This window comes from Hyphobacterium sp. (genome assembly GCF_043584775.1).
Taxonomy (GTDB): domain Bacteria; phylum Pseudomonadota; class Alphaproteobacteria; order Caulobacterales; family Maricaulaceae; genus Hyphobacterium.
This window is the reverse complement of record NZ_CP121327.1, coordinates 776,403-800,013: the sequence shown is the minus strand read 5'-3', so window position 1 is coordinate 800,013 and position 23,611 is coordinate 776,403. Positions and strand designations below refer to the sequence as shown.

The following is a 23,611-nucleotide window of genomic DNA, read 5'->3' as shown; positions in this document are numbered from 1 at the left end:
TCTCGCGACAAGATAACGCGGGAAAACGCCGCGTCGACCATTTGGAGATGCGGCAAAACACACTATTCTGATTTTTATGAGATTTCTCTTGCCCCTTCTGATCCTCACCCTGGCCGGTGCCTGCGTCAGCGCGCCGACACAAGACCCCGCCGAATTGCCGTCCGGAACATGGCAGCTGGATACCGACCACGCCTCGGTGCACTGGCGGTCCCGGCATTTCGGTCTCGCCTGGTACACGGCGCGGTTTGACCAGATTGAGGCCAGCCTGACTTTTGACCCCGCCGATCCGGGACAAGCTCAAATGACGGCCATCATCGATGCCGGCTCTGTGTCGACCGGCAATGAAACCTTCGACGACACTCTGCGGGGACCCAACTGGTTTTCGGCCGAGCGCCATCCGCAAATCCTCTTTCAGTCCCGCAGCATTGAAATCACGGGTGAAGATACGGGCGTTGTTGAAGGCGAGCTGACCATTCGAGGCGTTACGCAACCGGCGCGCATGGATATCACTTTCTATGGCGGAAACTTCAACTTTCTGGAAAACAGGGATGTTATCGGATTCGGAGCCGATATGATTGTGTCCAGAAGTGATTACGGCATCGGACCATTTATTCCGGCGGCCATCGCCGGTGACGAAGTCAGAATTCGAATCGAGGCGGAATTTCTTCGCGAGGACTAAGCAATGACCCAGACCCAACGTTACTCCACCGTCGCCATTACGCTTCACTGGCTGATTGCCGTCCTGATCATTGTCATGATTTTTGCCGGCTGGCGCACGGACGATATGCGACAGGCCCTGTTGGCCGGCGATATGTCCGTCGATCCCCAGACCGTGGCGATGCTGTTCAACTGGCACAAGACGATCGGCCTCCTCATTCTGACCCTCAGCATTGTCCGGCTCGTCTGGCGTCTCACCCACAAACAACCCTCCCTGCCGGAGGGCATGAATGGATTTGAGCGCTTCGCGGCCACGGCCACGCACTGGGCTTTCTATGTGCTGATCATCGGCATGCCGCTCTTTGGCTGGATCGCGGCCTCGGCGTCGAGCTTCCCGAGCTATTTTTTGAACATGGAAAGCCTGCCGATCCCCCAACTCGTGGGCGACGATGAAGCGCTCTACGGCGTGGTCGCACAGATTCATTCCAAGAGCGCCTGGGCTATTCTCGGGCTTCTGGCGCTCCATATTGCTGCCGCATTGAAGCATCACTTTATCGACCGCGACGATGTCCTGACCCGCATGGTCGTTTTCCTGAAGCCACGAGGCTAAACCGATGAAACTCCTCCCCCTTGCCCTGTCGCTTTTTGCGGCCGGCCCAGCTCTTGCGACCGACTGGACGCTGGACAGAGACGCCAGCGCCGTCACGATCGAGACGACGGCCTTCGGCCGCGAGGTCACCGGGTCTTTTTCGGATTTCAATGCCGAAATCCGTCTGGATCCGGCCGATCTGGACAACGCCCGTATTGTCGGTCTCGTCGACGTCACCAGCGGTGATACGGGCAATGCCCAGTATAACTCCCAGATGACGGGCAATTCCGGGCTGGATGGAGACGATCATCCGGTCGCCGAATTTGTGTCCGAAACAATCTCGCTTGGCGATGACTGCGAAGATGGCGATGGCGATTGCTATGTCGCCAATGGCACACTGACCCTCGCCGGAAACACCCAGCCAACCGATCTCTTTTTCCGGCTCTCGATCGACGGGGACCGCGCCGTCGCCGATGGTCGGATGACTGTCCTCCGTCAGGACTTCGGTATCGGTTCCGGTGAATGGGGCGATGCCGCAACAACCGTCGAGATTCACCTTCACATCGAAGCCACGCGCTAACCGGTCTTGATCATGCCGCCCGCCCGGCGCTAGGTGCGCATATGACGGCATCCATTCTTCCCGGCCACGACCCGGCCTCCATCGCGGCTGCCTGCCGCGTTTTGCGTGAGGGCGGGCTCGTCGGCATGCCGACCGAGACGGTTTACGGACTGGCGGCAGACGCCGCCAATGGCAATGCCGTCGCGGCGCTGTATGCCGCCAAGGGCCGTCCGAAATTCAACCCACTGATCTCGCATGTTACCGGGCTGGACATGGCCGAGACGCTGGGCCGCTTCAATCCTGTCGCGCGCGAACTCGCCCATGCCTTCTGGCCCGGACCGTTGACCCTGGTGGTGCCACGACTGACCGATTGCCCCGTCAGCGAACTGGCCTGCGCCGGTCTGGACACTCTTGCCGTGCGCGCGCCCGCTCATCCGGCCGCGCAGAATCTGATCGCGGCCTTCGGCGGGCCGCTCGTTGCCCCCAGCGCCAATCCCTCCGGCGGTGTCAGCCCCACACGCGCCGCGCATGTTGCCGAAGGGCTGGGATCGAGGATCGGCCTGATTCTGGATGGCGGCCCCTGCGATGTGGGCGTTGAATCGACCGTTATCGGATTCGACGGGGATAAGGCGCTCCTTCTTCGCAAGGGCGGATTGGCCCGCGCGGAGATCGAGGCCATCACCGGACCGCTAGGCCGCCCGGATGCGGATTCGCCCAAAGCCTCGCCCGGCATGTTGAAGAGCCATTACGCGCCACGAGCCGCCCTGCGCCTGAACGCCACAGATATCCGCGAGGGCGAGGTTCTGCTGGGCTTTGGTGCCGTCAGCGATGCCGAATTGAACCTTTCGCCGACCGGCGACCTTCAGGAAGCGGCGGCCAATCTCTTTGCCTGTCTCCGGGAACTCGATGCCCGCGGCGTACAAGGCATTGCGGTTTCGCCGATTCCCGATGAAGGTCTGGGCGAAGCCATTAATGACCGCCTGCAACGCGCCGCCGTGCCTAGGGATGCCGAATGATTTCCGCCGAAACTCTGGACGCCCTCAAAACCGCACTCGGTCCCAAAGGCTGGAGCATGGACCCGCACGAAGTGGCGCCCCACACGCGCGATTGGCGGGGGCGCTGGCAAGGTGAAACCCCCATCCTCCTGAAGCCGGCCTCGACGGATGAGGTCGCCGCCATCGTGAAAATTTGCGCCGATGCTGCTATCGCCATCACCCCGCAGGGCGGCAATACCGGTCTTGTCGGCGGCTCCATTCCGCAAGGTGAGGTGCTTTTGTCTCTCGCCCGCATGAAAGCCGTGCGTGAGGTCGACACGGCCAATGATTCCCTCACCGTGGAGGCCGGCTGTATCCTTGAGGCCATTCAAAACCTCGCCGCCGAACACAACCGCCTTTTCCCGCTCAGCCTCGGATCCCAGGGCTCGGCCACCATCGGCGGCTTGATCTCGACCAATGCCGGCGGCGTACATGTCCTGCGCTATGGCATGATGCGCGATCTGGTGCTGGGCCTTGAGGCCGTCTTGCCCGATGGCAGGGTATGGAATGGCTTGCGCGGCCTGCGAAAAGACAATTCCGGCTATGACCTGAAGCAAATGCTGATCGGGGCCGAAGGTACGCTGGGCATTATCACGGCTGCCACGCTCAAACTCTTCCCGCGTCCTGCGGAAACGACAGTCGCCTTCGCCGGCATCCCCTCTCCCGCGGCGGCGGTTGAATTGCTCGGCATCGCCAAGGCGGCTTCGGGCGGCGCATTGTCGGCACTGGAACTCATTCCGCGCAATGCGCTGGACATGGTGATTGAGCATATCCCCGGCAGCCGCGATCCCCTGTCAGCCTCTCACCCCTGGTATGCGCTCCTGGAGATCGGCGCGGGACGTCCGGGCGAAGGCCGCGCGGCCATGGAAGCGGCTCTGGAAGCCGGATTCGAGCGCGGTCTCGTCGAGGATGCCGTCATCGCGGAAAGCGAGGCTCAGGCGCTGGCGCTCTGGCAATTGCGCGAACCCATCGCCGAAGCCGAGAAAGCCCATGGCAAGGCGGCCAAACACGACGTCTCGATTCCGGTCTCGAAAATTGCCGCCTTCATCGAAGAAGGCACCGCACTGGCCGAGAAAATGGTCGATGGCGCCAACGTCATTGCCTTCGGTCATGTCGGCGACGGAAATGTCCATTTCAACGTCGCACACAAGACCGCCGGGGCCGGTGAGGACTTCGTGGCCGCCTGCCTTCCCGCCACGGAAGCCATCTATGATCTGGTCCAGACTTATGGTGGCTCCATTGCCGCCGAGCATGGCGTCGGCACGCTGAAAGCGGCTGATCTGGCAGCGCGCCGTCCGCTCGACGTCGAGCTTATGCGGGCCATAAAATCGGCGCTGGATCCGCAGGCGATCATGAACCCGCGCGTCCTGATCCCGGTGCGCTGAACTCCCACCCTTTAAACGCGCGCCGCATCAGCCTAAATCTTCAGATAAGGAGATTGCCATGCTTGTTCTTTTATCGCCCGCCAAGCTCATGAATTTCGATGATGTCGCGACGCCAACGCCGACTCAGCCGGAATTGCTGGACCGGGCGGCGACGCTGTCGAAAACCACGCGCAATCTGACCAAAACCAAGATCCAGCAAATGATGGGATTGTCGGATGACCTCGCCCAGCTGAACTATGAGCGCTTCAGGGCCTTCGATCCCGAAAACACGCATGGCAAACCCGCCGTGCTGACATTTGCCGGGGATGTCTATCGCGGTCTCGACGCCACAAGCCTCGATGAGGACAGTCTGAACTGGTCACAGGACCATGTGCGCATCCTGTCAGGCCTTTACGGGCTCTTGCGTCCGCTCGATCAGATTCAGCCCTACCGTCTGGAGATGGGCACGAAGATCAAGACCCGGCGCGGCGAAACACTTTACGATTATTGGGGCAGCGATATTGCCAGGGCGCTGAATGCCGCTCTGGAGACGTCACCCACGCGCACCATCGTCAATCTCGCCTCGAACGAATACTTCAAGGCCGTCGACAAGAAGACGCTGAAGGCTGACATCATTGATGTGGCCTTCAAGGAGGAAAAGGACGGCAAATCCCGTCCGCTCTTCATGTTCACCAAGCAGGCCCGCGGCAAGATGGCCCGCTGGATCATCGAGAACCGGATTGATGATCCGGCGAAGCTCAGTGAGTTCAACGTCGATGGATACCGGTTCGTAAAATCAGCTTCCAGCGAGACGCGACTGGAATTCTCCCGGCCTCAGCCCGCGCCAAAAGCCGCGCAAAAGGCCGCCTGACGCCTGAATCTTCAAATGGTGCATTGCAGCAAGTCCTGCTATGGGCTTTGCCATGAGCACGATTCAGACAGACCTCTCCGGCCAGACGGCCATCATCACCGGCTCCACCAGCGGGATTGGCGCCGCCCTCGCCGAGGGCCTCGCGGCCAATGGCGCGAATATCGTGCTCAACGGTCTGGGTGACGCAGATACCATCGAAGCCTTGCGCGCCGACATGGCCGGGCGTCATGGCGTCGACGTGCGGTATCATTCCGCCAACATGCTCAAGCCGGAAGACATCGCCGACCTCGTCCGGTTCGGACACGCGGAATTCGGCCGCATGGATATTCTCGTCAACAATGCCGGTATCCAGCATGTCGAGAAGATCGAGGATTTCCCGGACGAGAAGTGGGATGCGATTATCGCCATCAATCTCGCCTCCGCCTTCCATTCGATCAAGGCCGCCGTGCCGATGATGAAGGCACAAGGCCGCGGCCGCATCGTCAATATCGCGTCGGCTCACGCGCTCGTCGCTTCACCCTTCAAGTCGGCCTATGTCGCGGCCAAGCATGGCATAATGGGCCTGACCAAGACCGTGGCCCTGGAAGTGGCCGAACACGGCATCACGGTGAACGCGATTTGCCCCGGCTATGTTCGCACTCCGCTCGTGGACGGCCAGATTGCCGACACGGCGAAGGCGCGCGGCATCAGCGAAGAGGCCGTGGTGCGCGATGTCATGCTGAAAGCACAGCCGACAAAGAAATTCGTGGAATACGACGAACTGGTCGGCCTGATTCTCTATCTCGCGTCTGATGCGGGCGCATCCTGCAACGGGGCCGCTTTCCCGGTCGAAGGCGGCTGGACCGCCGCCTAGGCCGCAGTGACCGTCAGCGTTCCATCCGGCGCGGGCGCAGCCATTTCCAGCAGGAATTGCGGATCCGCCTCGGGATCGAGCCAGATTTTCTGCGCCTGAGCATCCAGAATCACCGGCATGCGGTCGTGATAATCTGCGGCATCGGCATTCGGCGTTGTGGTCAGCACGGTGAAGGTCAGCTGTTTCTGGCCATCGCCGCGATCGCGCGCCTCCCACAGGCCGGCAAAGATCAGAAGCGAACCGTCAGCCTTGGAAAACCGCCACTTCGTCTTGGCGCCCGGCTTTCCTGTCCATTCATAGAAGGCCACCGCCGGCACCAGCGCCCGTTTGCGCTTGAATGCGGCCCGGAACATGGGCTTTTCCGCGACAGTTTCCGCGCGCGCATTGAACATGGGCCGTTTGGGCTTTTCCCTGAGCCAGGCTGGCTCCAGCCCCCAGCGCATCAATACGACCTTGGTCTGCCCGTCCTGACCAACGGCAATGACCGGGCCCGTATCGCCCGGCGAAAAGTCCGCATCGCGCACAAAATCCGGCACATCCAGCCCCAGCATCTCGGCGAGCGTCTTGGGGTCGACCTCTATGTCATAGCGTCCACACATGGGGTGTTCCTGCCGCGATTCCGGTCTAGCTTGGCGCGCAGTACCGGATCGTCAAGGATGGAATATGACCGAGCAAAAACGACCATTGGCCTGTGTCGGCGTTGTCTGCCGGCGCGGCGAAGATGTCCTGCTGATCAAGCGTGGCCGGGAGCCTTTGAAGGGCAAATGGTCCATCCCCGGCGGCAAGATCGATTTCGGCGAAAGCGTTCGTGATGCGGCCTTGCGCGAACTAAAGGAGGAAACCGGCGTCGAAGGACGGATCACACGGCTGATTGATGTGGTCGATTCCATCATCGACGGCCAACACTATGTGCTGATCGATTTCGAGGCGGAATGGGTCAGCGGCGAGCCGGTGGCCGATGACGATGCCGACGCCGCGGAATTCGTGCCCGCCGAAGAAGCGATGCAACGTGTCAGCTGGGATGAAACCCGCCGCGTCATCACGCCCGCCTAGACCTTGCCGCATTCCTTTGCCAGTGAGTATCCATGCGCTGGATTGTCATCCTTTTTCTGATCATCTCCGCCCCGGCCCTTGCCCAGGACAAGCCGGGCACGCGCGTCTCTAACACGACCCAGAGGGTCACCCAGGACGAGACCGATCCGTTTCGCGATCCGGGCCGCACCCTGCCCTATCTCGCCTATACGCTGGGGCAATTGCACTATCTGGCCTATGCCTGTGAAGGCGATGAAACGCAGGAATGGCGCAATCGCATGATCGAGCTGCTCGAGCTAGAAGCGCCATTGAGCGGTAATCGCCGCGAACGCCTGATCGATGCCTTCAATGATGGCTATCAGGTCGAGCAGCGCGCCCGCATTCGCTGCGGTGCGGATGCCGAAGCCGAGCGGCGCGATCTGGCCCGGCGCGGCGCGCAAATGAGCCAGGCCCTGCTCAACGAAGTTCTGGACTAGCCGTAATAATCTCCTTCGGCCGCCCGCAGCTTGGATTCTTCCTTGTGCGGCGGGAAGACTTCCAGCTTCACATGCTGGCGGCGATTGGTGGAGATCACGAAAAACCGCTTGTCCGGATAATCCATCTTGCACTCCAGCATGGCCGAAGTGATGAGGTCGACATTCTTCGTGTCATCATCGGACATGCCGAAACTGTGCGGCAAATCCCGTCCATAGGCATCCAGTCCGCGCTCGACGCACATGCGGATGGCCTTGCGTTTCAGCCCCGCCGTCGTCAGGTGCGGCCCGAGCTCGTTTCGAACCTCTGTGTTGGATACGCCGAACACGGCAATGTAGAGCGGATCCTCCGGCAATTCGCCGGCCTCTTTCAGAATGGCAATCCCGGCCTTGATCGTTTCGCTGGAATGTTGGCGGGCCGTTACAAAGGCGACCGGCCGCTTTTTCAGAACGGCATAACGGAAAATGTCCCAGGACGGGCCTTTCCAGCCATCGCCCGCTTTCAGTGCCCGGCGGATATCCCGATGCAGATACTCCTCGCCATTGCGGTCCTTGCCATCGGCAAATTCGCGAAAGGCCCGCTCGGGCGGCGCCGCCCAGTCTTCCCAGTCGCCAGCCACACCCAGATAGGCCCGGATGCCTTCAAACTCTCGCTGCGACATCGTTTTTTCTTCGCCGGTGACGGTATTCAGCAGATGCACCTTGGTCGGCAGATGCAGGATATTCTCGTCGATATCGAAGAAATAGAAGCTCGTACGTTCTCCCATTACGCTGTCTCCTCGGGCAGCGTTTCCATGAAGCGGACCGGCGCGCCCTGTCCGTGTGCCAGCAGTTCATTGTCGCGCATCACGGTTGTGCCGCGCACGATGGTCGCCATCGGCCACCCCTTGGCGGTCATGCCGGTAAAGGGCGACCAGCCGCATTTGGATGCCACCCAGTCTTCGGTGATTTCGCGCTCCGCCTTCAGGTCGACAATGGTGAAATCGGCATCCCAGCCGACCGCCATCCGGCCCTTGTTGGCAATCGCGAAAATGCGTTGCGCGCCATGACTGGTCAGGTCGATAAAGCGCTCAAGGCTCAGGCGGCCTTCGGCCACATGGGTCAGCATCACCGGCACCAGTGTCTGCACACCGGGCATGCCGGACGGGCTTTGCGGATAGGGCCGTTCCTTTTCTTCGCGCGTATGCGGCGCATGGTCAGACCCGAGGACGTCAAACAATCCCTGATCCACGCCTTTCCAGAGACCCGCCACATGTTCGGCACTCCGGATGGGTGGATTCATCTGGGCAAAACCCTTCAGGCGCTCATACGCTTCCGGAGCCACCAGCGTCAGATGCTGAGGCGTCACTTCACAACTGGCGATATCGCGATTGTGCTGCAGGAATTCGACTTCCTCGGCGGTCGAGATATGCAGCACATGGATGCGCTTGCCGGTCGCGCGGGCAATCCGCACTAGACGCTTGGTCGACATCATCGCCGCTTCGGCATCGCGAACCTCGGGGTGGCTGGTCCAGTCGCCATCACGGGCGAGACCCCGCCGGTCAGCCAGACGGTATTCATCCTCGGAATGGAAAGCCGCGCGGCGTTTGATCGCGCGCAAGACGCGCTCCACGCCGGCATCATCCTGCACCAGCAGGGAGCCGGTGGATGCGCCCATGAAGACTTTCACGCCGCAGCAGCCCGGCATCTGTTCCATGATCGTCAGATCAGACGCATTGTCATTCGTGGCGCCGGCATAAAAGGCATGATCGCAATGCATGCGATCCCTGGCCCGCGCCAGCTTGTCATTGAGCGCGTCCGGGTCCGTCGTGGTCGGTTCGGTATTCGGCATCTCGAAGACTGTCGTCACGCCGCCCATGACCGCCGCAAGCGAGCCAGACTGGAGGTCTTCTTTCCATTCCAGCCCGGGCTCACGGAAATGCACCTGACTGTCGATCACCCCCGGCAGCACCGTCAGACCGGAAGCGTCGAAAACGTCACCGGCATCGGCTTGTGACAGATCGCCCATCTTGGCGATTTTGCCGTTGATGACGCCGATATCAGCCTTGCCGCGACCGGCATGATTGGCGACATCGCCGTTTCGAATAATCAGGTCGTAGGTCTGGGTCATTTTTCTTCCGTCCGTTCCAGCAGCCGGTTTGCCGCTTCCAGCACTGCGCCGACACTCAGATCATCCAGCAGGCTGGACGGGTGATGGCGCCAGTTCGGGAATTGCTTCTTTGTTTCTTCGAGCCCGCGCGGCCCGCGCACGGTCGCACATTGATCGCCATAGGGACCATACAACATTTCGTCCGATGGGCCGAACAGGCCCAGCGTCGGAGTCCCCATGGCCGCCGACATATGCATCAGCCCGGAATCATTGCCGATGAACAACCGAGCCCGCTCAACAACAGCCGCCACATCAGACAGGTAAAGTTTTCCGGTCAGATCCAGCACGCCATTGTCCGGCAGGGCATTGATGATCGGGATGGCATGGTCTTCGTCCCCGGGGCCGCCGACGATGACGACACCCGCCCCCGCCATGGCCCCTCCTGGCGAAACCAGCGCTTTCACCACCTCCGCGAAACTCGTGGCGGGCCACATCTTGAACGGCAGGCTGGCCGAAGGACACACCGCCAGCCAGTCGCGCCCCGGCGGCATCCAGGCCAGCGCCCGTTCGCGGGCTTCGTCAGCAAGATAGATTTTCGGCGAAGGCGGCGGATCGAGCCTCAAAACACCGGCGGCCTCGCGCACCTTGTGCATTTTGACCTTGGTACTTTTCAGCGGTTTGCGCTGATCCGCGATCAGCAGGTAGGAAATGGCAGATCCGCGAAGGTCCACGACCAGATCCCAATGGCGCATTACCAAGCGCCGCCAGAGCCCGAACCAGTGAAGGCCAAGGGGCTTCTTTCGAACGATAATCAACCGCTCCAGACCGGGTGTGTTTTCCAGCACCGGTTGGGCCAGAGGCCCGCAGGCAATGGTGAATTTCGCGTCTGGCCATTGCCGGACGAGATAGTCGAGCACGCCGGAATTGATCACGGCGTCGCCGATGCGCGTAGAGGTGATGAAAAGTATCCGCTTCATCACCTGCGGCTTAAACCATGGCTTGCCCCTTGGCCAGCAGAAGGCTCAATGCCATATGGCTGCCATGAGTGAACCGATTTCCCACCTCTCCGACCGCGCCGTTATCCGGATAAGCGGACCGGATACACGCGAATTCCTTCAGCGGGTCATCACCAATGACCTGAAGCGGTGCGCGCCGGGCACGCTGCAGGTCGGCGCCTTGCTCACCCCGCAAGGGAAAATCATCTGCGATTTCCTGATCCATGGCGAAGAGGCCGGCGTGGCGCTCGATGTCCAGGCGGAGGCAGCGGACGCGCTTGTCAGACGTATGACGCTCTACCGGCTTCGCGCCAAAGCGGACATTGCGGTGGATACCAATGCGTTTGTTGTTTCCGGAGAAGGTCTGCCCGACCCCCGCTCTCCCGAACTGCCCTTGCGCGCGATCGGGACCGACAAACCGGCAGCGGATGGCACAACCAGACAGGCCGATCTGGAGATCGCATCGGGCGTCCCCGCCTTCGGGCGCGATTATGGAGAAGCGGACGTCTTTCCCACCGACGTCAATCTCGACCTCTATGGCGGGATTGGCTGGCGAAAGGGATGCTTCATCGGACAGGAAGTACTCTCGCGCATGAAAAGACGGGGAAATATCCGCAAGCGCACCGTGGCAGTGGTCTCACCTTCCATCGAACTGGAAAAAGGCGATGCCATCACGGCAGGCGATGTCCCGCTCGGAAACATCACCTCGTCGGCGGGCAAATCTGCAGTGGCGATTCTCCGGCTCGACCGGCTGGAAGCGGCCAGTGAAGCGCCGGCCGTCAAAGGCGAAGCCGTGACAATTACACAGCCCCCGATTCCGTCTGACTGAATTCCCCCACTCGCCAACGGGACAAGCGGGGTCTAAAGCGGAGTCATGACGGTTACACCGATTTCGCGCTGTCCCTGGGCGCCGGACCATGATCCGCTCTATTCCGCCTATCATGATACGGAATGGGGCGTGCCCGAGTATGATTCGCGCGCGCTGTGGGAAAAGCTCGTTCTCGACGGCATGCAGGCCGGGCTGGCCTGGATCACCATTCTGCGAAAGCGGGAAAGCATTCGCGAAGCCTTTGACGGCTTTGATCCGGTAAAAGTCGCTGCTTATGATGACCGCGATATGGACCGACTGCTGGCCAATCCCGGCATTATCCGCTCCGGAGCGAAGATAAAGGCCGCCATTGGCGGTGCCCGCCTCTTCCTCGACATGCAGGAAAACGGCGAGAATTTCTCGGATTATCTCTGGGCCTATACGGGCGGCAAGCCGCTCCAGAATGAATGGGAAAGCATGGCCGACGTTCCGGCCAAAACGCCCCTGAGCGAAACCATCGCAAAAGACCTGAAGAAGCGGGGTTTCAAATTCTGCGGACCTGTTATCGTTTACGCCTTTATGCAAGCCGTAGGCATGGTCAACGATCACCTGGTTGCCTGCCCGCGCCATTCAGTTGTTCAGAAAATGGGAGTTCGCTGATGCTTCGCGGAATGATTCTCACCCTTTCTCTTTTGACTTTGGCCGGTTGCTCGACGCTTGAATGGCCAGAGCGCGATGACGACGACTTGACCGCGCAGGAATTGGGCGATGCCGATTGCCGCCTGGCGCGACCCTCCGATCCGGCAGGGCGAGGCGAATGGGTTTGTGAGAACCCGCGAACCGGCGAAATAGAACGACAATCGGAAAATCCGGTTTTCGGAAACGAACAGCGTTGAAACTGAACGGACAGAATTCATGACAAATGCGGTTATCCGGTCCTCGGGTCTCTGGACCCCGCCAGACAGTGTCAGCAATGACGAATTGGTGGCGTGCTATAATGCGTGGGTCGAGCAGTGGAATGGCGAGAACGCCGATGCGATAGCCGCCGGACAGGTCGAGGCAAAATCCCCCTCCTCCTCCGGCTTCATCGAGAAGGCCTCCGGCATCAAGTCCCGCTATTCGGTCGACAAGGCGGGCGTGCTCGATATCAACCGCATGCGCCCGCAAGTCCGGCGCCGCGAGGATAGCGAGATTTCCATGATGGCCGAAGCCGGTCTGGCCGCGGCGCGGGAAGCGCTGGAGCGTGCCGGGCGTGATCCGAAAGACGTGGACGGCGTCATCTGTTCGGCCACGACCATGCAGCGCACCTATCCCTGCATTGCCATCGAGATCCAGCATGCGCTGGGCATTGACGGATTTGGCTATGACATGAGCGTCGCCTGTTCGTCGGGAACTTTCGGCCTCATCAATGCGGTCAACGCAATCCAGACCGGACAGGCGAAATCCGTCCTGCTGGTGACCCCTGAAATTACCACGCCGCAGCTGAATTTCCGCGACCGCGACAGCCATTTCATCTTCGGCGACGTGGCCGTCGCCCTCCTCATTGAACGCGATGACATGTCAGAGGATGGCTGGAGTATTCTCAATACGCGCATGAAGACGTCGTATTCGAACAATATCCGCTCGAATTTCGGCTTTCTGAATGCCTGTGAAAGCCCGGAGCCGGCCTTTGAAGATCGCTATTTCACCCAGGAAGGCCGGCGGGTCTTCAAGGAAGTCTGCCCGATGGTCGCCGAACTGATCAATGATCAGCTGGCCGCAAATGACCTGTCAGCGAAGGACATGAAGCGCTTGTGGCTGCATCAGGCCAATATCAACATGAACATGATGATTGCGCGGAAAGTCTTCGATCGCGAATTTACGGTCGACGAAGCGCCCGTCATCCTGGACGAGTTCGCCAACACCGCCGGTGCGGGCTCGCTGGTGGCCTTCCATAGGCACGCGGACGGGTTTGCGGCAGGCGAAAAAGGGCTCCTGTGTTCCTTTGGCGCAGGTTATTCGATAGGCTCAGTGATCTTGGAGAAGCGAGCGGCATGAGAGATTGCGTCATTCGATCGGTCGGCTGGACCGCCCCGGAAGCCAGTATTTCCAATGAGGAACTGGTCGAGGTTTTCAATACCTATGCGGATCGGTTCAATACCGAGAACGCCGAGGCTATTGCGGCCGGCTCGCTGGCCGAAATCCCCCATTCCAGCGAAAAATTCATCGAGCAGGCGTCGGGCATTCTGAACCGCCATGTTGTCGACAAGGCTGGCCTGATGGATCTCGACCGAATGCGTCCGCGTATTCCCCATCGCGAGAAGGAAGCCCTCGCCTTTCAGGCCGAATTCGGGCTGTCGGCCGCGAAAAAGGCCTTGGAGAAGGCTGGCCGCACGGCCGAGGATGTGGATGGGGTTATCGTGGCCTCTTCTGCCCAACAGCGGAATTTCCCGGGCGTCTCCGTTGAAATCCAGAATGCGCTCGGCATGACGCGCGGCTGGGCCTTTGACATGACCATGGCCTGCGCCTCGGCGATTTTCGCCATGCAGCAGGCGCGTGAGCTGATCCGCACCGGACAGGCCGATGCCATCCTGATCGTCTGCCCGGAAATCATGAGCGCGATCAATCATTATCGCCGCCGTGAAGTTCACTTCATCTTCGGTGATGCGGCCGCAGCCATCCTTCTGGAAGCGGGCGATCGCGAGCCCGGCGGTTGGGAGCTGCAGGGCGTGCGTCTGGAGACGAAATGGTCGAATGCATTGCGCTCGGATTTCGGCTTCATGAACCACACCGAATTCGAGGAAGACGAACCGTTTGAAGCCTTCGTCGATCAGGACGGTCACCGCGTCTTCCGCGATGTTATTCCCATGGCATCTGGCGTGTCGTCGAAGCTGATCGCCGATCTGGGTTATCAACCGCACGACATCCGCCGCGCCTGGTTGCATCAGGCCAATATCCGGATCGTTCAGGCGGTCGCCAAGAAAGCGCTGGACCGCGAACCCACCGCCGATGTCGCACCGATCATCCTCAACGAATTCGGCAATACCTCGTCATCCAGCGTCCTGATGACGTTCGATATGCACTCCCGCGATATGAAGCCTGGCGAACGGGGCCTGATGTGTGCGTTCGGGGCGGGCTATGGCTGTGGCGCCGCAATCATCCAGAAGAGATAGGGACAAGTCATGAGGCAGGAATTCAAATGGACCGCCGGATTTGCAGCACTGCTGCTGGCCTCGTGCAGCGGTCCCGCAGATACGCCGGCCGAAACTGACGATATTTCGGACGCAGCGGCCACGTCTGACCCGGCCCCGGCCGAGACAGATATTGCTGCAACCGAGACCGACAACGACACCGCCGACGCAGAAGCCCTGCCGGGCACCGATATTTCGCTGTCCACACTGGTCTGGATTGACGGCCTGCCCCGAATTGCCGATCGACGCGTCGTGACGCAGCGCGGGCTTTACGACAACCAGCCTGCTTTCGATGGTGCGGGCGGCTTCTATTTCACCAGCGAAACCGAGAATAACCAGACCGATATCTTCCATGTGGATACCGCGTCCGGCGAAGTCAGCCCGGTCACACGGACGCCGGAAGAAAGCGAATATTCGCCGCGCCCGTCACCCGATGGCTTGTCCGTCACATATATTCACCAGGCCCCCGGTGGTTATGGCGGTCAGGTCTATCGCCACATGCTGGATGGTTCGTCGACCGGCCCCGTCCATGAGTATGGCCCGGCGGGATATTATGCCCTGTCGGCGGATCAATCGCAGATGTTGTTATTCGCGCTGACGAATCCCTTCAGCCTGCGCTGGGTGAATCTGGCACTCGGCATAGAGAGCGAAGTCACCACCGGTCTGGGCCGCGCGCTTTATTCGGCGCCGGACGGACAATCCGCCTATTTCACGCTGGAACACCCGGAAGGCGGATACATCATCAACCAGTTCAGCTTTGATGATTCCTCGGTGACGCCGGTCTTCCGCCTGCCCGGCGAGACCGAAGACTATGCCGTCTTCACAAACCCGGAAGGCGAACTGGCCTGGCTGGCGGCGTCTGACGGCACGCTCTATTATCGCGACACGCATGCCAGCTGGCAGCCGGTTGATGATCTGGCGGCGATGGGGCTGACCGGAATTTCCCGTCTGGCCGTTTCACCGGACGCGGATCAGCTCGCCATCGTCGCAAACGAATAAACGGGTCAGACTTTCACGACATCCGTGATCTTGTAGGTGAGATCCTCGCCATCCGCTTCGTGGATGGTGAGGTATTCGCCCAGCCGCAAGGCGTGATCGCCGAGACGATAGACCGGCTCATCCGGCCCCTCATCTTCTTCGTCATAGCGGAAATACCAGTGGCTGCCACGATGCGTCAGCCAGCCATCGGCCTTTTCGTCCTCGTCAGGAGAAAACCGCAAGACCGTGCAGTCCTGCTTGTTGGCGCGCCAGAGTTCCAGATCGAGATGTCCCGACGCATCCAGCGGCGCAACGACCGTATAACCCCGGTGGTCGTCGCCATCAGGATGGCTGGTTCCCGGATTCCGGGTCAATCTCATCACAACGCGCGATAACGCCATTCAAGCCTCCATGAATATCCATACTCACAAGAGGGAATTAAACATCGGCACCGTCAATGGGCAAGCAACATCGCCGGACCATCTGACGCAGCCAATAAAGTCCGGGTCACACCGCCGAACACAAATTCGCGCAGACGGGAATGACCATAGGCACCGGCGACCAGCAGGTCCGCCCCTTCAGCGCCCTGTAACAGACGCTCACCGACATTGCCTTCATAGTCATCAATGCTGACCATCTCCGCCCGCTTGCCGCGAACCGAAAGCCAGTCGAAGAGCCGATCGATAGAGGCCGCACGCCGATCGCGATATTCCAGCCCGCGATCCGACTGCAGTACTTTGACAGTCTTGGCAGATGAGATCAGCGGAACTCCGGCATAGATTGCGCGCGCGGCTTCCCGAGAGCCATCCCAGGCAATGGCAATGCTTTCCGGCGGTTCCTCCGACTCGCGGCAAATATAGACCGGCGTTTGCTCGTCAATCAGGATCGCCGTCACCAGCTCCGCCAGAGGTCCGTTGCCCGACGCCGCATGATGTGATGTCACGACGAGCCGCGACAGACGCGTCTCCGCCGCCGCATCGGCCGGTTGATCCGAAATCCTCAGGAACCGGCCCCGTACCGCCGTCAGCTCGGCATATTCCAGCGCATCAATAAAGGTATTCTTGGCGTTCTCGGCACTCTTGTCGGATTCCGTCTGGATCGAAGTCAACGCCCCGGCCATGACCGAGGCGGCGGCGCCGCTGGGCCCGGCCCACATCATGAAATCACTCGGGTCCGGCTCCAGCAGAACGGCATCAAGCGTCGCATCAAACCGGGCCGCCAGACGCGCTGCTGCGCGCGCGGGTATCAGGTCGTGCTCATCTCCCTGCAGGGTGACGATGATCCGCTCTTTGGCCATGATGTTCTCCGGCAGCTAACAGACAGGCTTGATCTCGAAAGGATCAAGTTTAGGAACGGGTGAAAATAGTAACGGCTGACTAACCAAGGATAAAGGGAATTGCGAAAGCCTTCACACGCAAAGGATGCTCCACCGCGCGCGTGGCAACGCATGCTCTCCGGTCGCCGGCTGGATTTGCTCGACCCGTCACCGCTGGACGTCGAGATTGATGACATTGCCCATGGTCTGGCGCGTGTCGCCCGCTGGAATGGCCAGACGCGCAGCGCCTATGCGTTCTCCGTCGCCGAGCACAGCGTCATCGTCGAGTCTATCGTCCGGACGCTCTATCCAAAGCTCGAACCACGCTGGTATCTGGCCGCGCTGCTGCACGATTCGTCCGAATATGTGATTGGCGACATGATCAGCCCGTTCAAGGCCGCTCTGGGCGTGAATTACCGGGAATTCGAGGACCGGCTGGAGGCGGCCGTTCACATCCGATTTGGCCTGCCGCCAAAAGCGCCCATCGCCATCAAGCGCAAGATCAAGCGGGCTGACCGGATCTGCGCGCACCTGGAAGCCGTTCAGATTGCCGGCTTTGGCGAGGACGAGGCGCGGCAATTCTTCGGGCCGGTTCCGGCAGATATCGATATCGAGATCCGCCCGGTTCCCGCCAACAAGGCCCAGGCCCTTTTCCTCGCGCGTTTCCATGAATTGATGGCGGATCTGGAACCGGCCGGAAAGCGGCGCTCCGCATGAGTATCCCGCCTGTCGCCGTCGGCCTGAATGCCGTCGTCATGGCGGCGGGCGAGACGGCACCGCAAGTGCTGGTCGTGCCGCGCGGCGAGGAGGAGCCTGCCCTGCCCTTCGGCCCGTTTGACCCGGCCCGGCACCGCACTTTCGAGATCGGCCTGCGCGAATGGGTCAGCGAACAGGCGCATTTCCAGCTGGGCTATGTCGAGCAACTCTACACATTCGGCGACAGGGGCCGCGAAGCGCCGCTCGCCGATCTACCGTCGTCCGAGGAGGCCCGGATTATCTCGATCGGTTATCTGGCGCTGACACAGGACGCCGCTGATCTGCCGTCTGGCGGCGGCGAATGGCAAAGCTGGTATCGCTTCTTCCCGTGGGAAGACTGGCGGACGGGCAAGCCCGCCATACTCGCCGATCAGATCGAACCGGCCTTGCGCCGCTGGATCGATGAGGCAGAAACCGAAGGCCGCCGCGAAGCGCGCCGCGATCGCGCCCGGATCACCTTCGGGCTGGATGGCCGGGGATGGCATGAAGAACGCTGTCTTGATCGTTATGAGCTTCTCTACAGCGCCGGCCTGATCGCCGAAGCCGCGCGGGACCGCAAGGAAGTGCAAGGCATGACACCGGTCAGCCGCTCCATGGCCTCCGACCATCGCCGCATCGTCGCCACCGCCATCAGCCGCTTGCGTGGCAAGATCAAATATCGGCCAATCGTGTTTGAACTGATGCCGGATCTCTTCACCCTGTCGCGCCTGCAACAGGTCGTCGAAGGCATTGTCGGCTTTCCGCTGCACAAGCAGAATTTCCGCCGCGCGCTGGACCGGACAGGATTTGTCGAAGGCACGGGCAAAATGTTGGCCGGAACCGGCGGCCGCCCCGCCGAGCTCTTTCGCTATCGCCGCGATGCTGTGCGCGATACACAGGCCACCGGCATCACCATTCCGCGTTCCCGATAGTTTACAGCCAAGCGTTTGTTCCGGGCTTGACGCCGGACAGGGAGAAGCCTAATTAGGCTCAATAAGAGCAAAAGGCGGTTATCCCATTTGACCGCCTTTCTCTGAACCTGATAAATGCTCATTTTGAGCATAAATGGAGAGACCGATGGATCGTATGGACTGGACCCGCCCTAACTGGCGTTGTGATTCGGAACCGGCAGATCCGTCTCCGGAAGAAAAGCTGGTTTATGACGACGAGGTCAAAGCGGAAACCGATCATCTCTATGACCGCGTCAAGGACGTCATCCTGCCGGAGGAATGGCCTGCGCACGCCCCCCTGATTGCGGCCATCAACCGCCTCAAGAAAGAGCGCGGCGCGATCATTCTGGCGCACAATTACATGACGCCCGAAATCTTCTCCTGCGTCGGCGACCTCTCCGGCGACAGCCTCGCCCTTGCCCGCATGGCAGCCGATGTCGAGGAAGACATCATCGTCCAGGCCGGCGTCCACTTCATGGCCGAAACCGCCAAGATCATGTGCCCGGACAAGACCGTTCTGATCCCCGACATGCGCGCCGGCTGCTCGCTGGCCGAAAGCATCACCGGCGAGGATGTCGCCGCGATCAAGGCGAAATATCCGCACCTGCCCATCGTCACCTATGTGAACACGTCCGCCGCCGTGAAGGCCGAGGCCGATGTCTGCTGCACCTCTGGCAATGCCGTACAGGTGGTGGAATGGGCCGCGAAGGAATGGAATACCGATACCGTCATCCTCATCCCGGATGAGTTTCTGGCGAAGAATGTCGCCGCCAATACCGATATCCGCATCCTGACCTGGAAAGGTGCCTGCGAGGTCCATGAGCGCTTCACCGCCGAAGATGTCGAAGCCTTGCGCGAAGGCCATCCCGGCGTTGTGGTCCTGACCCACCCGGAAAGCCCGAGCGATGTAGTCGCGGCCGCCGACTATGCCGGATCAACAGCGGGCATGGCGGCCTATGTCAAAAACAACCAGCCGGCCAAGGTCGTCCTCCTGACCGAATGCTCCATGAGCGACAATGTGGCGATCGAGAATCCGGGCGTGAAATTTGTCCGCCCCTGCAATCTCTGCCCGCACATGAAGCGGATCACCTTGCAGAATATCTATGACGCGCTGCGCTATAACCAGTACGAGGTCGAGGTCGACGAGAACGTCGCCGAGCGCGCCCGCGTCTCGATCCAGCGCATGCTCGATCTGCCCAAACCCGACAGCCCGGCCATGTTCAACAAGGACCGCCCGGCTGTTGAGGTAGAGCTGGTCTAGGGCCGTTGACCACCCCCACCCTCATCATCGGAGCCGGGATTGCCGGCCTCTGGACGGCGCTGAAGCTCGCGCCGCAACCGGTCATCCTTCTGACCGGCGCACCGCTGGGTGAAGGCGCGGCCACGGGCTGGGCGCAAGGCGGGGTCGCTGTTTCAGCCGGTCGCGATGACAACATCGACGCCCACACCATGGATACGATTGCTGCAGGCGCGGGCCTCACCCGGCGGGATGCGGCGCATGCTCTGGCTGCGGGCATCGGCGCGGAAATCGACGCCTTGCGAACGCTCGGTGTACCGTTTGAAACAGATGCAGACGGCGGCCTGGCCATGGGGCTGGAAGCGGCCCACAGCCATGCTCGGATCGCCCACATCAAGGGCGATCAGGCCGGGGCCCTTATTCTGGAAACCCTCATCCGGGCTATCCGCGCTGCCGGTCACATCACCATCCGCGAGAACATGTGGGCGACCGCCCTTCTGCCATCGGCAGACGGCGGCTGCGCCGGGGTCGTGGCGCGGGACGCACATGGCCGTCGTCACGAACTGATCGCCGCCCAGACCGTTCTGGCAACGGGCGGCTATGGCGGATTGTTTGCCGACACGACCAGCCCGCGCGGCGCAACCGGTCAGGCCATGGCCATGGCATCCCGTCTGGGCACTGAAATCCGCGATCCCGAATTTGTGCAATTTCACCCCACCGCGATCCGCACGGGGTCCGACCCCCTGCCGCTCGCCACCGAAGCGCTGCGTGGCGACGGCGCGGTTCTGGTGGATCGTGACGGCCACTCCATCACCGCCGGACAAGACCTGGCAGCACGCGATATCGTCGCCCGCGCCGTCCATCGCGCGCTTCAAAGCGGGCGCGGTGCCTTCCTTGATGCGCGAGACGCTGTTGGCCCGCATTTTCCGGAGGCGTTTCCCGGCGTCTTTGCCGCCTGCATGGCCGCCGGCATTGATCCACGGACGACACCCATTCCGATCGCGCCGGCGGCGCACTACACGATGGGCGGCATCGCGACCGACATTGACGGACGCACCACGATCGATGGTCTCTGGGCGGTCGGGGAATGCGCCTGCAACGGATTGCATGGCGCCAACCGGCTGGCCTCCAACTCACTTGCTGAAGGCCTGGTCTTTGGCCATCGGGCGGCGCGGACGATACGGCGCACGCCGGTCCGGTCTGCAAGGCCGCTCGCGATGTCCGAGCCACCTGCCCTGCCTGGCATAGTATTCCAGGGGCTGCGCCGGGCGATGAGCGATCTTGCCGGCGTCACACGCCATCGGGCGGGCCTGACGGATCTTCTGAGCCGGATTGAGCGCCTGCAGGCCCGCTTTGGCGAGACGAATGAAATCCTCGTGGCGCGCACGATTGCTGAGGCGGCCCTTGCCCGCACCGAAAGCCGCGGCGGGCATTATCGCGAGGACTATCCACGAAGCCGCGTGCAGGCTATCGACACCGTGCTCAATCCTGCGAACGTAGAAAGATTGGTCGCTGCCGAATGATTCCGCCCCTGCCCACCGATATTGTCCGTGACGCTGTCCGGCGCGCCTTTGCCGAAGATCTGACCGGCGCGGGAGACGTCACCTCGCTGGCCGTCATCCCGACAGAGGCCAAGGCGCGCTTTGAAATCCGCAGCCGCGACAATGGCATTGTCTGCGGGCTGCAACCGGCTATGGAGGCCTTCATTCAGGCCGGGCCGGATCTGTCGCTGGACGTGCTCGCAAATGATGGCGACCCGGTCGAGCCCGGCGATATCGTGCTGAGCGTCGATGGCCCGGTGCGGGAGATCATGCTGGCCGAGCGAACCGCGCTGAATTTTCTGGGGCGGATGAGCGGCATCGCCACCCTGACCCGCCGCTATGTCGATGCGGTCATGGGAAGCAAGGCGAAGATCGTCCATACCCGCAAGACCACGCCGGGCCTGCGCGCCTTCGAGATTCAGGCCGTCCGCGCCGGCGGGGGCTCACCGCACCGCTACAATCTGTCAGATGCCATCCTGATCAAGGATAATCATATCGCGGCGGCCGGTAGCCCGGCGAAAGCCGTTCGCGCAGCCCGCGAATATGCCGGGCATATGATGCGTGTATCGTGCGAGATTGACCGTATCGAAGATCTATCCAGCGTCATGAAGGCGGGTGCCGATGTGGTCCTGCTGGACAATTTCTCGCTGGAGGACTTGCAGGCCGCTGTTGTACAGGCGGCCGGCCGCGTCATTCTGGAAGCGTCAGGCGGGGTCAATCTCGATACAGTTGCGGATATTGCGGCGACCGGCGTCGACATCATCTCCGTCGGCGCACTGACGCACTCCGCCCCGAATTTCGATTTCGGACTGGATGCGGTCTAGCCGGGTGCCGCATTGGTTGTCACAGCCACCGACGTTCCGCCCCGCGCGTTTCCGTTCTCGGTAAAGTCCAGAAATATCCGGTTCACCGCCGGATCATTCGCAATGGCCTGTCCCTGTGCGGTCGCGAAAACCGTGAAGGTGCGCACCTGATTGCTCGCGAAATTGACGGTCAGCGATGCCGTGGGCGCCGCAAGGCAAGCGCCACCCGCCTGGTTCGTCGTTTCGCAGATCGATAGCGCCAGCAGTGGCGATGACAGTGCAAGCGGCACATCGACCGCGTCCGACGCCGGGCCACTGGCAAGACCAGAGCGCGGCGTGACGGTAATGGAACCAGCAGCGCCAATATCCATTCCAGCCACACCAATGCCCCCGCGTCCGGTATTACCGCCGAGATACAGAACGCCGTCACCGCTCGCCGTAGCCGCGATGGCAATCACATCCGGCTGCTGCACGGTATCGGAACTCATTTGCAATGTGTTGACCCCAGGAATGATAGCCGCCTGCGCCTCGTCGCATCGGAAGGCGAATTCCAGAGGCTCCGGTGTGAACGGGACGCCCGAATTGAAAAACTCCTGCACGGGCGTAAAGGCCATCACGAAGCTCTGGCTGCTGCCCGCCGGAATACCGACCGGCGTATCCACCGTCCCGGTCAAGGCATTCGTATTCGGGTCGGTCGTCTGATAGCTGAAACCGCCCTTCACCACGGTCAGTAAATCGATGCGGCAATTGCTGAGCGCCGAATTTCCACCATTCACAATCGTTGCAAAGGCCGTCGCCGCTGAATTGAAAGGCACGGACCGGCTGGTCGGAAGGACGGCAGCGGATACGGGTGAATTGGAAATCGTGATCGTCGTCTGCAGCTGAAAGGTTTCCGGCGGACTGCCGGCATTGTCATTGGCATCACCGCTATCGGGATCGACGGACGTAAAATCCAGCGTGGCTTGATACTGGCCGGCCGCGGCCGGCGTGGTGAATATCCCGCTGCGAAGCGATGCCATCACAGCGGAGCTGAAACCGGCTGTATTATTGGCGGTCGAGCCGTCACCGCCCCGCGGCAACGTGATCGTGATGATATTATTCTGTTGCCCGTCATAACTGTGCTCGATCTGCGGCTTGAGCGGGTTGGTATTTCCATCAAGATTGGAATCTACCCATGCACTATCTGAATCAATGGCATAGACCGGAAAAAGACGATCCGGTCCGGGCGAGCCCGCATTGAAATCAAATCCATACGCGCCGATCCGGGTGCCCGCTGGTCCCAGCGAATCAAAGCCGTTGAAAATGAATTCTGGTGGCAAGGTCAAAACGACCTGGTAGGTCTGGCTCTCGCCCAGCGAGATGGCAGAATCCACGCGGAAACCGGTCGGACGACCGGGCGCAAGATTGCTGAAAACCAGGCTCTGTGTGCCGGGCGCAGTGAAGGCCTCAGGACCATCCAGCGCAGCGAGCGGCGGCTGCGGCGGCTGATCGATACCCAGCTCCTCGCACCCCGCTAGCATGATGACGGCCAGAACAACGATCGCGGAAACACGCATGA

The 23,611-nt window shown here is 61.1% G+C and carries 26 protein-coding genes; 19 read left to right on the top strand and 7 right to left on the bottom strand.

Translation table 11 applies throughout. The features are described 5' to 3' along the window. Positions 1-88 precede the first annotated feature (88 nt). The 7 genes from P0D52_RS03840 to P0D52_RS03810 are packed head-to-tail and all read left to right on the top strand — an operon-like array spanning position 89 to position 5,927. Positions 89-679, top strand: a complete 591-nt coding sequence (locus P0D52_RS03840) for a YceI family protein (RefSeq protein WP_394694121.1) — start codon at positions 89-91, stop codon at positions 677-679. 3 nt (positions 680-682) lie between these two features. Further along, positions 683-1,267 carry a cytochrome b gene (locus P0D52_RS03835; protein ID WP_394694120.1) on the top strand — a complete coding sequence of 195 codons (585 nt, stop codon included), beginning with the start codon at positions 683-685 and terminating at the stop codon, positions 1,265-1,267. Positions 1,268-1,271: 4 nt separating this feature from the next. Then, positions 1,272-1,826: a YceI family protein gene (locus tag P0D52_RS03830; protein WP_394694119.1), complete on the top strand. Its 555-nt coding sequence runs from the start codon at positions 1,272-1,274 to the stop codon at positions 1,824-1,826. A gap of 41 nt (positions 1,827-1,867) precedes the next feature. Beyond that, positions 1,868-2,821, top strand: coding sequence for an L-threonylcarbamoyladenylate synthase (locus tag P0D52_RS03825; protein ID WP_394694118.1), 954 nt, complete (start codon positions 1,868-1,870; stop codon positions 2,819-2,821). Then, positions 2,818-4,224, top strand: a complete 1,407-nt coding sequence (locus P0D52_RS03820) for an FAD-binding oxidoreductase (protein ID WP_394694117.1) — start codon at positions 2,818-2,820, stop codon at positions 4,222-4,224. Before P0D52_RS03825 ends, P0D52_RS03820 begins: the two co-directional genes overlap by 4 nt. A gap of 58 nt (positions 4,225-4,282) precedes the next feature. Continuing rightward, a complete protein-coding gene (yaaA, locus tag P0D52_RS03815; protein WP_394694116.1) occupies positions 4,283-5,074 on the top strand; it encodes a peroxide stress protein YaaA in 792 nt (263 codons plus the stop codon). A 52-nt stretch (positions 5,075-5,126) separates the two neighbouring features. After that, positions 5,127-5,927, top strand: a complete 801-nt coding sequence (locus P0D52_RS03810; protein ID WP_394694115.1) for a 3-hydroxybutyrate dehydrogenase — start codon at positions 5,127-5,129, stop codon at positions 5,925-5,927. Here P0D52_RS03810 and P0D52_RS03805 read toward each other — a convergent pair. After that, a complete protein-coding gene (locus P0D52_RS03805) occupies positions 5,924-6,526 on the bottom strand; it encodes an SOS response-associated peptidase (protein ID WP_394694114.1) in 603 nt (200 codons plus the stop codon). The two genes, P0D52_RS03810 and P0D52_RS03805, sit on opposite strands and share 4 nt — an antisense overlap. Positions 6,527-6,590: 64 nt before the next feature. Here P0D52_RS03805 and P0D52_RS03800 point away from each other — a divergent pair, with 64 nt between their 5' ends. Both P0D52_RS03800 and P0D52_RS03795 read left to right on the top strand, forming a co-directional pair. Next, the gene (locus P0D52_RS03800; protein ID WP_394694113.1) at positions 6,591-6,980 is read left to right on the top strand and encodes an NUDIX hydrolase; all 390 of its coding nucleotides are present in this window, start codon (positions 6,591-6,593) and stop codon (positions 6,978-6,980) included. A 32-nt stretch (positions 6,981-7,012) separates the two neighbouring features. After that, on the top strand, positions 7,013-7,435 hold the full coding sequence (locus tag P0D52_RS03795) for a TIGR02301 family protein (RefSeq protein WP_394694112.1): 423 nt from the start codon (positions 7,013-7,015) through the stop codon (positions 7,433-7,435). Here P0D52_RS03795 and P0D52_RS03790 read toward each other — a convergent pair. The 3 genes from P0D52_RS03790 to P0D52_RS03780 are packed head-to-tail and all read right to left on the bottom strand — an operon-like array spanning position 7,432 to position 10,498. Then, the gene (locus P0D52_RS03790) at positions 7,432-8,199 is read right to left on the bottom strand and encodes a hypothetical protein (protein ID WP_394694111.1); all 768 of its coding nucleotides are present in this window, start codon (positions 8,197-8,199) and stop codon (positions 7,432-7,434) included. The genes P0D52_RS03795 and P0D52_RS03790 overlap by 4 nt on opposite strands. Next, positions 8,199-9,542 (bottom strand): dihydroorotase, encoded by a 1,344-nt coding sequence (locus P0D52_RS03785; RefSeq protein WP_394694110.1) that lies wholly within the window; start codon positions 9,540-9,542, stop codon positions 8,199-8,201. Before P0D52_RS03785 ends, P0D52_RS03790 begins: the two co-directional genes overlap by 1 nt. Further along, positions 9,539-10,498, bottom strand: coding sequence for a glycosyltransferase family 9 protein (locus P0D52_RS03780; protein WP_394694109.1), 960 nt, complete (start codon positions 10,496-10,498; stop codon positions 9,539-9,541). The genes P0D52_RS03785 and P0D52_RS03780 overlap by 4 nt, the downstream gene beginning before the upstream one ends. Positions 10,499-10,562: 64 nt before the next feature. Here P0D52_RS03780 and P0D52_RS03775 point away from each other — a divergent pair, with 64 nt between their 5' ends. The 5 genes from P0D52_RS03775 (at position 10,563) to P0D52_RS03755 (ending at position 15,493) form a co-directional block, all read left to right on the top strand. After that, positions 10,563-11,345: a YgfZ/GcvT domain-containing protein gene (locus P0D52_RS03775; RefSeq protein WP_394694108.1), complete on the top strand. Its 783-nt coding sequence runs from the start codon at positions 10,563-10,565 to the stop codon at positions 11,343-11,345. 45 nt (positions 11,346-11,390) lie between these two features. Then, positions 11,391-11,984 carry a DNA-3-methyladenine glycosylase I gene (locus P0D52_RS03770; protein WP_394694107.1) on the top strand — a complete coding sequence of 198 codons (594 nt, stop codon included), beginning with the start codon at positions 11,391-11,393 and terminating at the stop codon, positions 11,982-11,984. 255 nt (positions 11,985-12,239) lie between these two features. Further along, on the top strand, positions 12,240-13,361 hold the full coding sequence (locus P0D52_RS03765; protein WP_394694106.1) for a beta-ketoacyl-ACP synthase III: 1,122 nt from the start codon (positions 12,240-12,242) through the stop codon (positions 13,359-13,361). Then, positions 13,358-14,476 carry a beta-ketoacyl-ACP synthase III gene (locus tag P0D52_RS03760; RefSeq protein WP_394694105.1) on the top strand — a complete coding sequence of 373 codons (1,119 nt, stop codon included), beginning with the start codon at positions 13,358-13,360 and terminating at the stop codon, positions 14,474-14,476. The genes P0D52_RS03765 and P0D52_RS03760 overlap by 4 nt, the downstream gene beginning before the upstream one ends. Positions 14,477-14,485: 9 nt before the next feature. Further along, on the top strand, positions 14,486-15,493 hold the full coding sequence (locus P0D52_RS03755) for a TolB family protein (protein ID WP_394694104.1): 1,008 nt from the start codon (positions 14,486-14,488) through the stop codon (positions 15,491-15,493). A gap of 5 nt (positions 15,494-15,498) precedes the next feature. Here the strand turns inward: P0D52_RS03755 and P0D52_RS03750 are convergent, their stop codons facing one another. Both P0D52_RS03750 and P0D52_RS03745 read right to left on the bottom strand, forming a co-directional pair. After that, complete coding sequence (locus P0D52_RS03750; RefSeq protein WP_394694103.1) at positions 15,499-15,873, bottom strand: hypothetical protein; 375 nt, start codon at positions 15,871-15,873, stop codon at positions 15,499-15,501. Between the two features lie 53 nt (positions 15,874-15,926). Continuing rightward, positions 15,927-16,769: a universal stress protein gene (locus tag P0D52_RS03745; protein WP_394694102.1), complete on the bottom strand. Its 843-nt coding sequence runs from the start codon at positions 16,767-16,769 to the stop codon at positions 15,927-15,929. Between the two features lie 99 nt (positions 16,770-16,868). Here P0D52_RS03745 and P0D52_RS03740 point away from each other — a divergent pair, with 99 nt between their 5' ends. The 5 genes from P0D52_RS03740 (at position 16,869) to nadC (ending at position 22,074) form a co-directional block, all read left to right on the top strand. Beyond that, positions 16,869-17,504 (top strand): YfbR-like 5'-deoxynucleotidase, encoded by a 636-nt coding sequence (locus P0D52_RS03740; protein ID WP_394694101.1) that lies wholly within the window; start codon positions 16,869-16,871, stop codon positions 17,502-17,504. Beyond that, the gene (locus tag P0D52_RS03735; RefSeq protein WP_394694100.1) at positions 17,501-18,454 is read left to right on the top strand and encodes an NAD regulator; all 954 of its coding nucleotides are present in this window, start codon (positions 17,501-17,503) and stop codon (positions 18,452-18,454) included. The genes P0D52_RS03740 and P0D52_RS03735 overlap by 4 nt, the downstream gene beginning before the upstream one ends. Before the next feature lie 145 nt (positions 18,455-18,599). Further along, on the top strand, positions 18,600-19,733 hold the full coding sequence (gene nadA, locus P0D52_RS03730; protein WP_394694099.1) for a quinolinate synthase NadA: 1,134 nt from the start codon (positions 18,600-18,602) through the stop codon (positions 19,731-19,733). Positions 19,734-19,738: 5 nt separating this feature from the next. Then, positions 19,739-21,232, top strand: coding sequence for an L-aspartate oxidase (locus P0D52_RS03725; RefSeq protein WP_394694098.1), 1,494 nt, complete (start codon positions 19,739-19,741; stop codon positions 21,230-21,232). Next, entirely contained in the window at positions 21,229-22,074 is an 846-nt protein-coding gene (gene nadC / locus P0D52_RS03720; protein ID WP_394694097.1) for a carboxylating nicotinate-nucleotide diphosphorylase, read from the top strand. Before P0D52_RS03725 ends, nadC begins: the two co-directional genes overlap by 4 nt. Here the strand turns inward: nadC and P0D52_RS03715 are convergent. Then, entirely contained in the window at positions 22,071-23,609 is a 1,539-nt protein-coding gene (locus P0D52_RS03715; protein ID WP_394694096.1) for a hypothetical protein, read from the bottom strand. The genes nadC and P0D52_RS03715 overlap by 4 nt on opposite strands. Positions 23,610-23,611 lie beyond the last annotated feature (2 nt).

Coding starts and splice junctions, on each gene's coding strand:
- P0D52_RS03825 (WP_394694118.1), top strand. CDS start 1,868: ATGACGGCATCCATTCTTCCCGGCCACGACCCGGCCTCCATCGCGGCT.
- P0D52_RS03830 (WP_394694119.1), top strand. CDS start 1,272: ATGAAACTCCTCCCCCTTGCCCTGTCGCTTTTTGCGGCCGGCCCAGCT.
- P0D52_RS03805 (WP_394694114.1), bottom strand. CDS start 6,526: ATGTGTGGACGCTATGACATAGAGGTCGACCCCAAGACGCTCGCCGAG.
- nadA (WP_394694099.1), top strand. CDS start 18,600: ATGGATCGTATGGACTGGACCCGCCCTAACTGGCGTTGTGATTCGGAA.
- P0D52_RS03790 (WP_394694111.1), bottom strand. CDS start 8,199: ATGGGAGAACGTACGAGCTTCTATTTCTTCGATATCGACGAGAATATC.
- P0D52_RS03755 (WP_394694104.1), top strand. CDS start 14,486: ATGAGGCAGGAATTCAAATGGACCGCCGGATTTGCAGCACTGCTGCTG.
- P0D52_RS03835 (WP_394694120.1), top strand. CDS start 683: ATGACCCAGACCCAACGTTACTCCACCGTCGCCATTACGCTTCACTGG.
- P0D52_RS03795 (WP_394694112.1), top strand. CDS start 7,013: ATGCGCTGGATTGTCATCCTTTTTCTGATCATCTCCGCCCCGGCCCTT.
- P0D52_RS03735 (WP_394694100.1), top strand. CDS start 17,501: ATGAGTATCCCGCCTGTCGCCGTCGGCCTGAATGCCGTCGTCATGGCG.
- P0D52_RS03760 (WP_394694105.1), top strand. CDS start 13,358: ATGAGAGATTGCGTCATTCGATCGGTCGGCTGGACCGCCCCGGAAGCC.
- P0D52_RS03785 (WP_394694110.1), bottom strand. CDS start 9,542: ATGACCCAGACCTACGACCTGATTATTCGAAACGGCGATGTCGCCAAT.
- P0D52_RS03780 (WP_394694109.1), bottom strand. CDS start 10,498: ATGAAGCGGATACTTTTCATCACCTCTACGCGCATCGGCGACGCCGTG.
- P0D52_RS03770 (WP_394694107.1), top strand. CDS start 11,391: ATGACGGTTACACCGATTTCGCGCTGTCCCTGGGCGCCGGACCATGAT.
- P0D52_RS03775 (WP_394694108.1), top strand. CDS start 10,563: ATGAGTGAACCGATTTCCCACCTCTCCGACCGCGCCGTTATCCGGATA.
- P0D52_RS03750 (WP_394694103.1), bottom strand. CDS start 15,873: ATGGCGTTATCGCGCGTTGTGATGAGATTGACCCGGAATCCGGGAACC.
- P0D52_RS03765 (WP_394694106.1), top strand. CDS start 12,240: ATGACAAATGCGGTTATCCGGTCCTCGGGTCTCTGGACCCCGCCAGAC.
- P0D52_RS03810 (WP_394694115.1), top strand. CDS start 5,127: ATGAGCACGATTCAGACAGACCTCTCCGGCCAGACGGCCATCATCACC.
- P0D52_RS03820 (WP_394694117.1), top strand. CDS start 2,818: ATGATTTCCGCCGAAACTCTGGACGCCCTCAAAACCGCACTCGGTCCC.
- yaaA (WP_394694116.1), top strand. CDS start 4,283: ATGCTTGTTCTTTTATCGCCCGCCAAGCTCATGAATTTCGATGATGTC.
- P0D52_RS03800 (WP_394694113.1), top strand. CDS start 6,591: ATGACCGAGCAAAAACGACCATTGGCCTGTGTCGGCGTTGTCTGCCGG.
- P0D52_RS03715 (WP_394694096.1), bottom strand. CDS start 23,609: ATGCGTGTTTCCGCGATCGTTGTTCTGGCCGTCATCATGCTAGCGGGG.
- nadC (WP_394694097.1), top strand. CDS start 21,229: ATGATTCCGCCCCTGCCCACCGATATTGTCCGTGACGCTGTCCGGCGC.
- P0D52_RS03745 (WP_394694102.1), bottom strand. CDS start 16,769: ATGGCCAAAGAGCGGATCATCGTCACCCTGCAGGGAGATGAGCACGAC.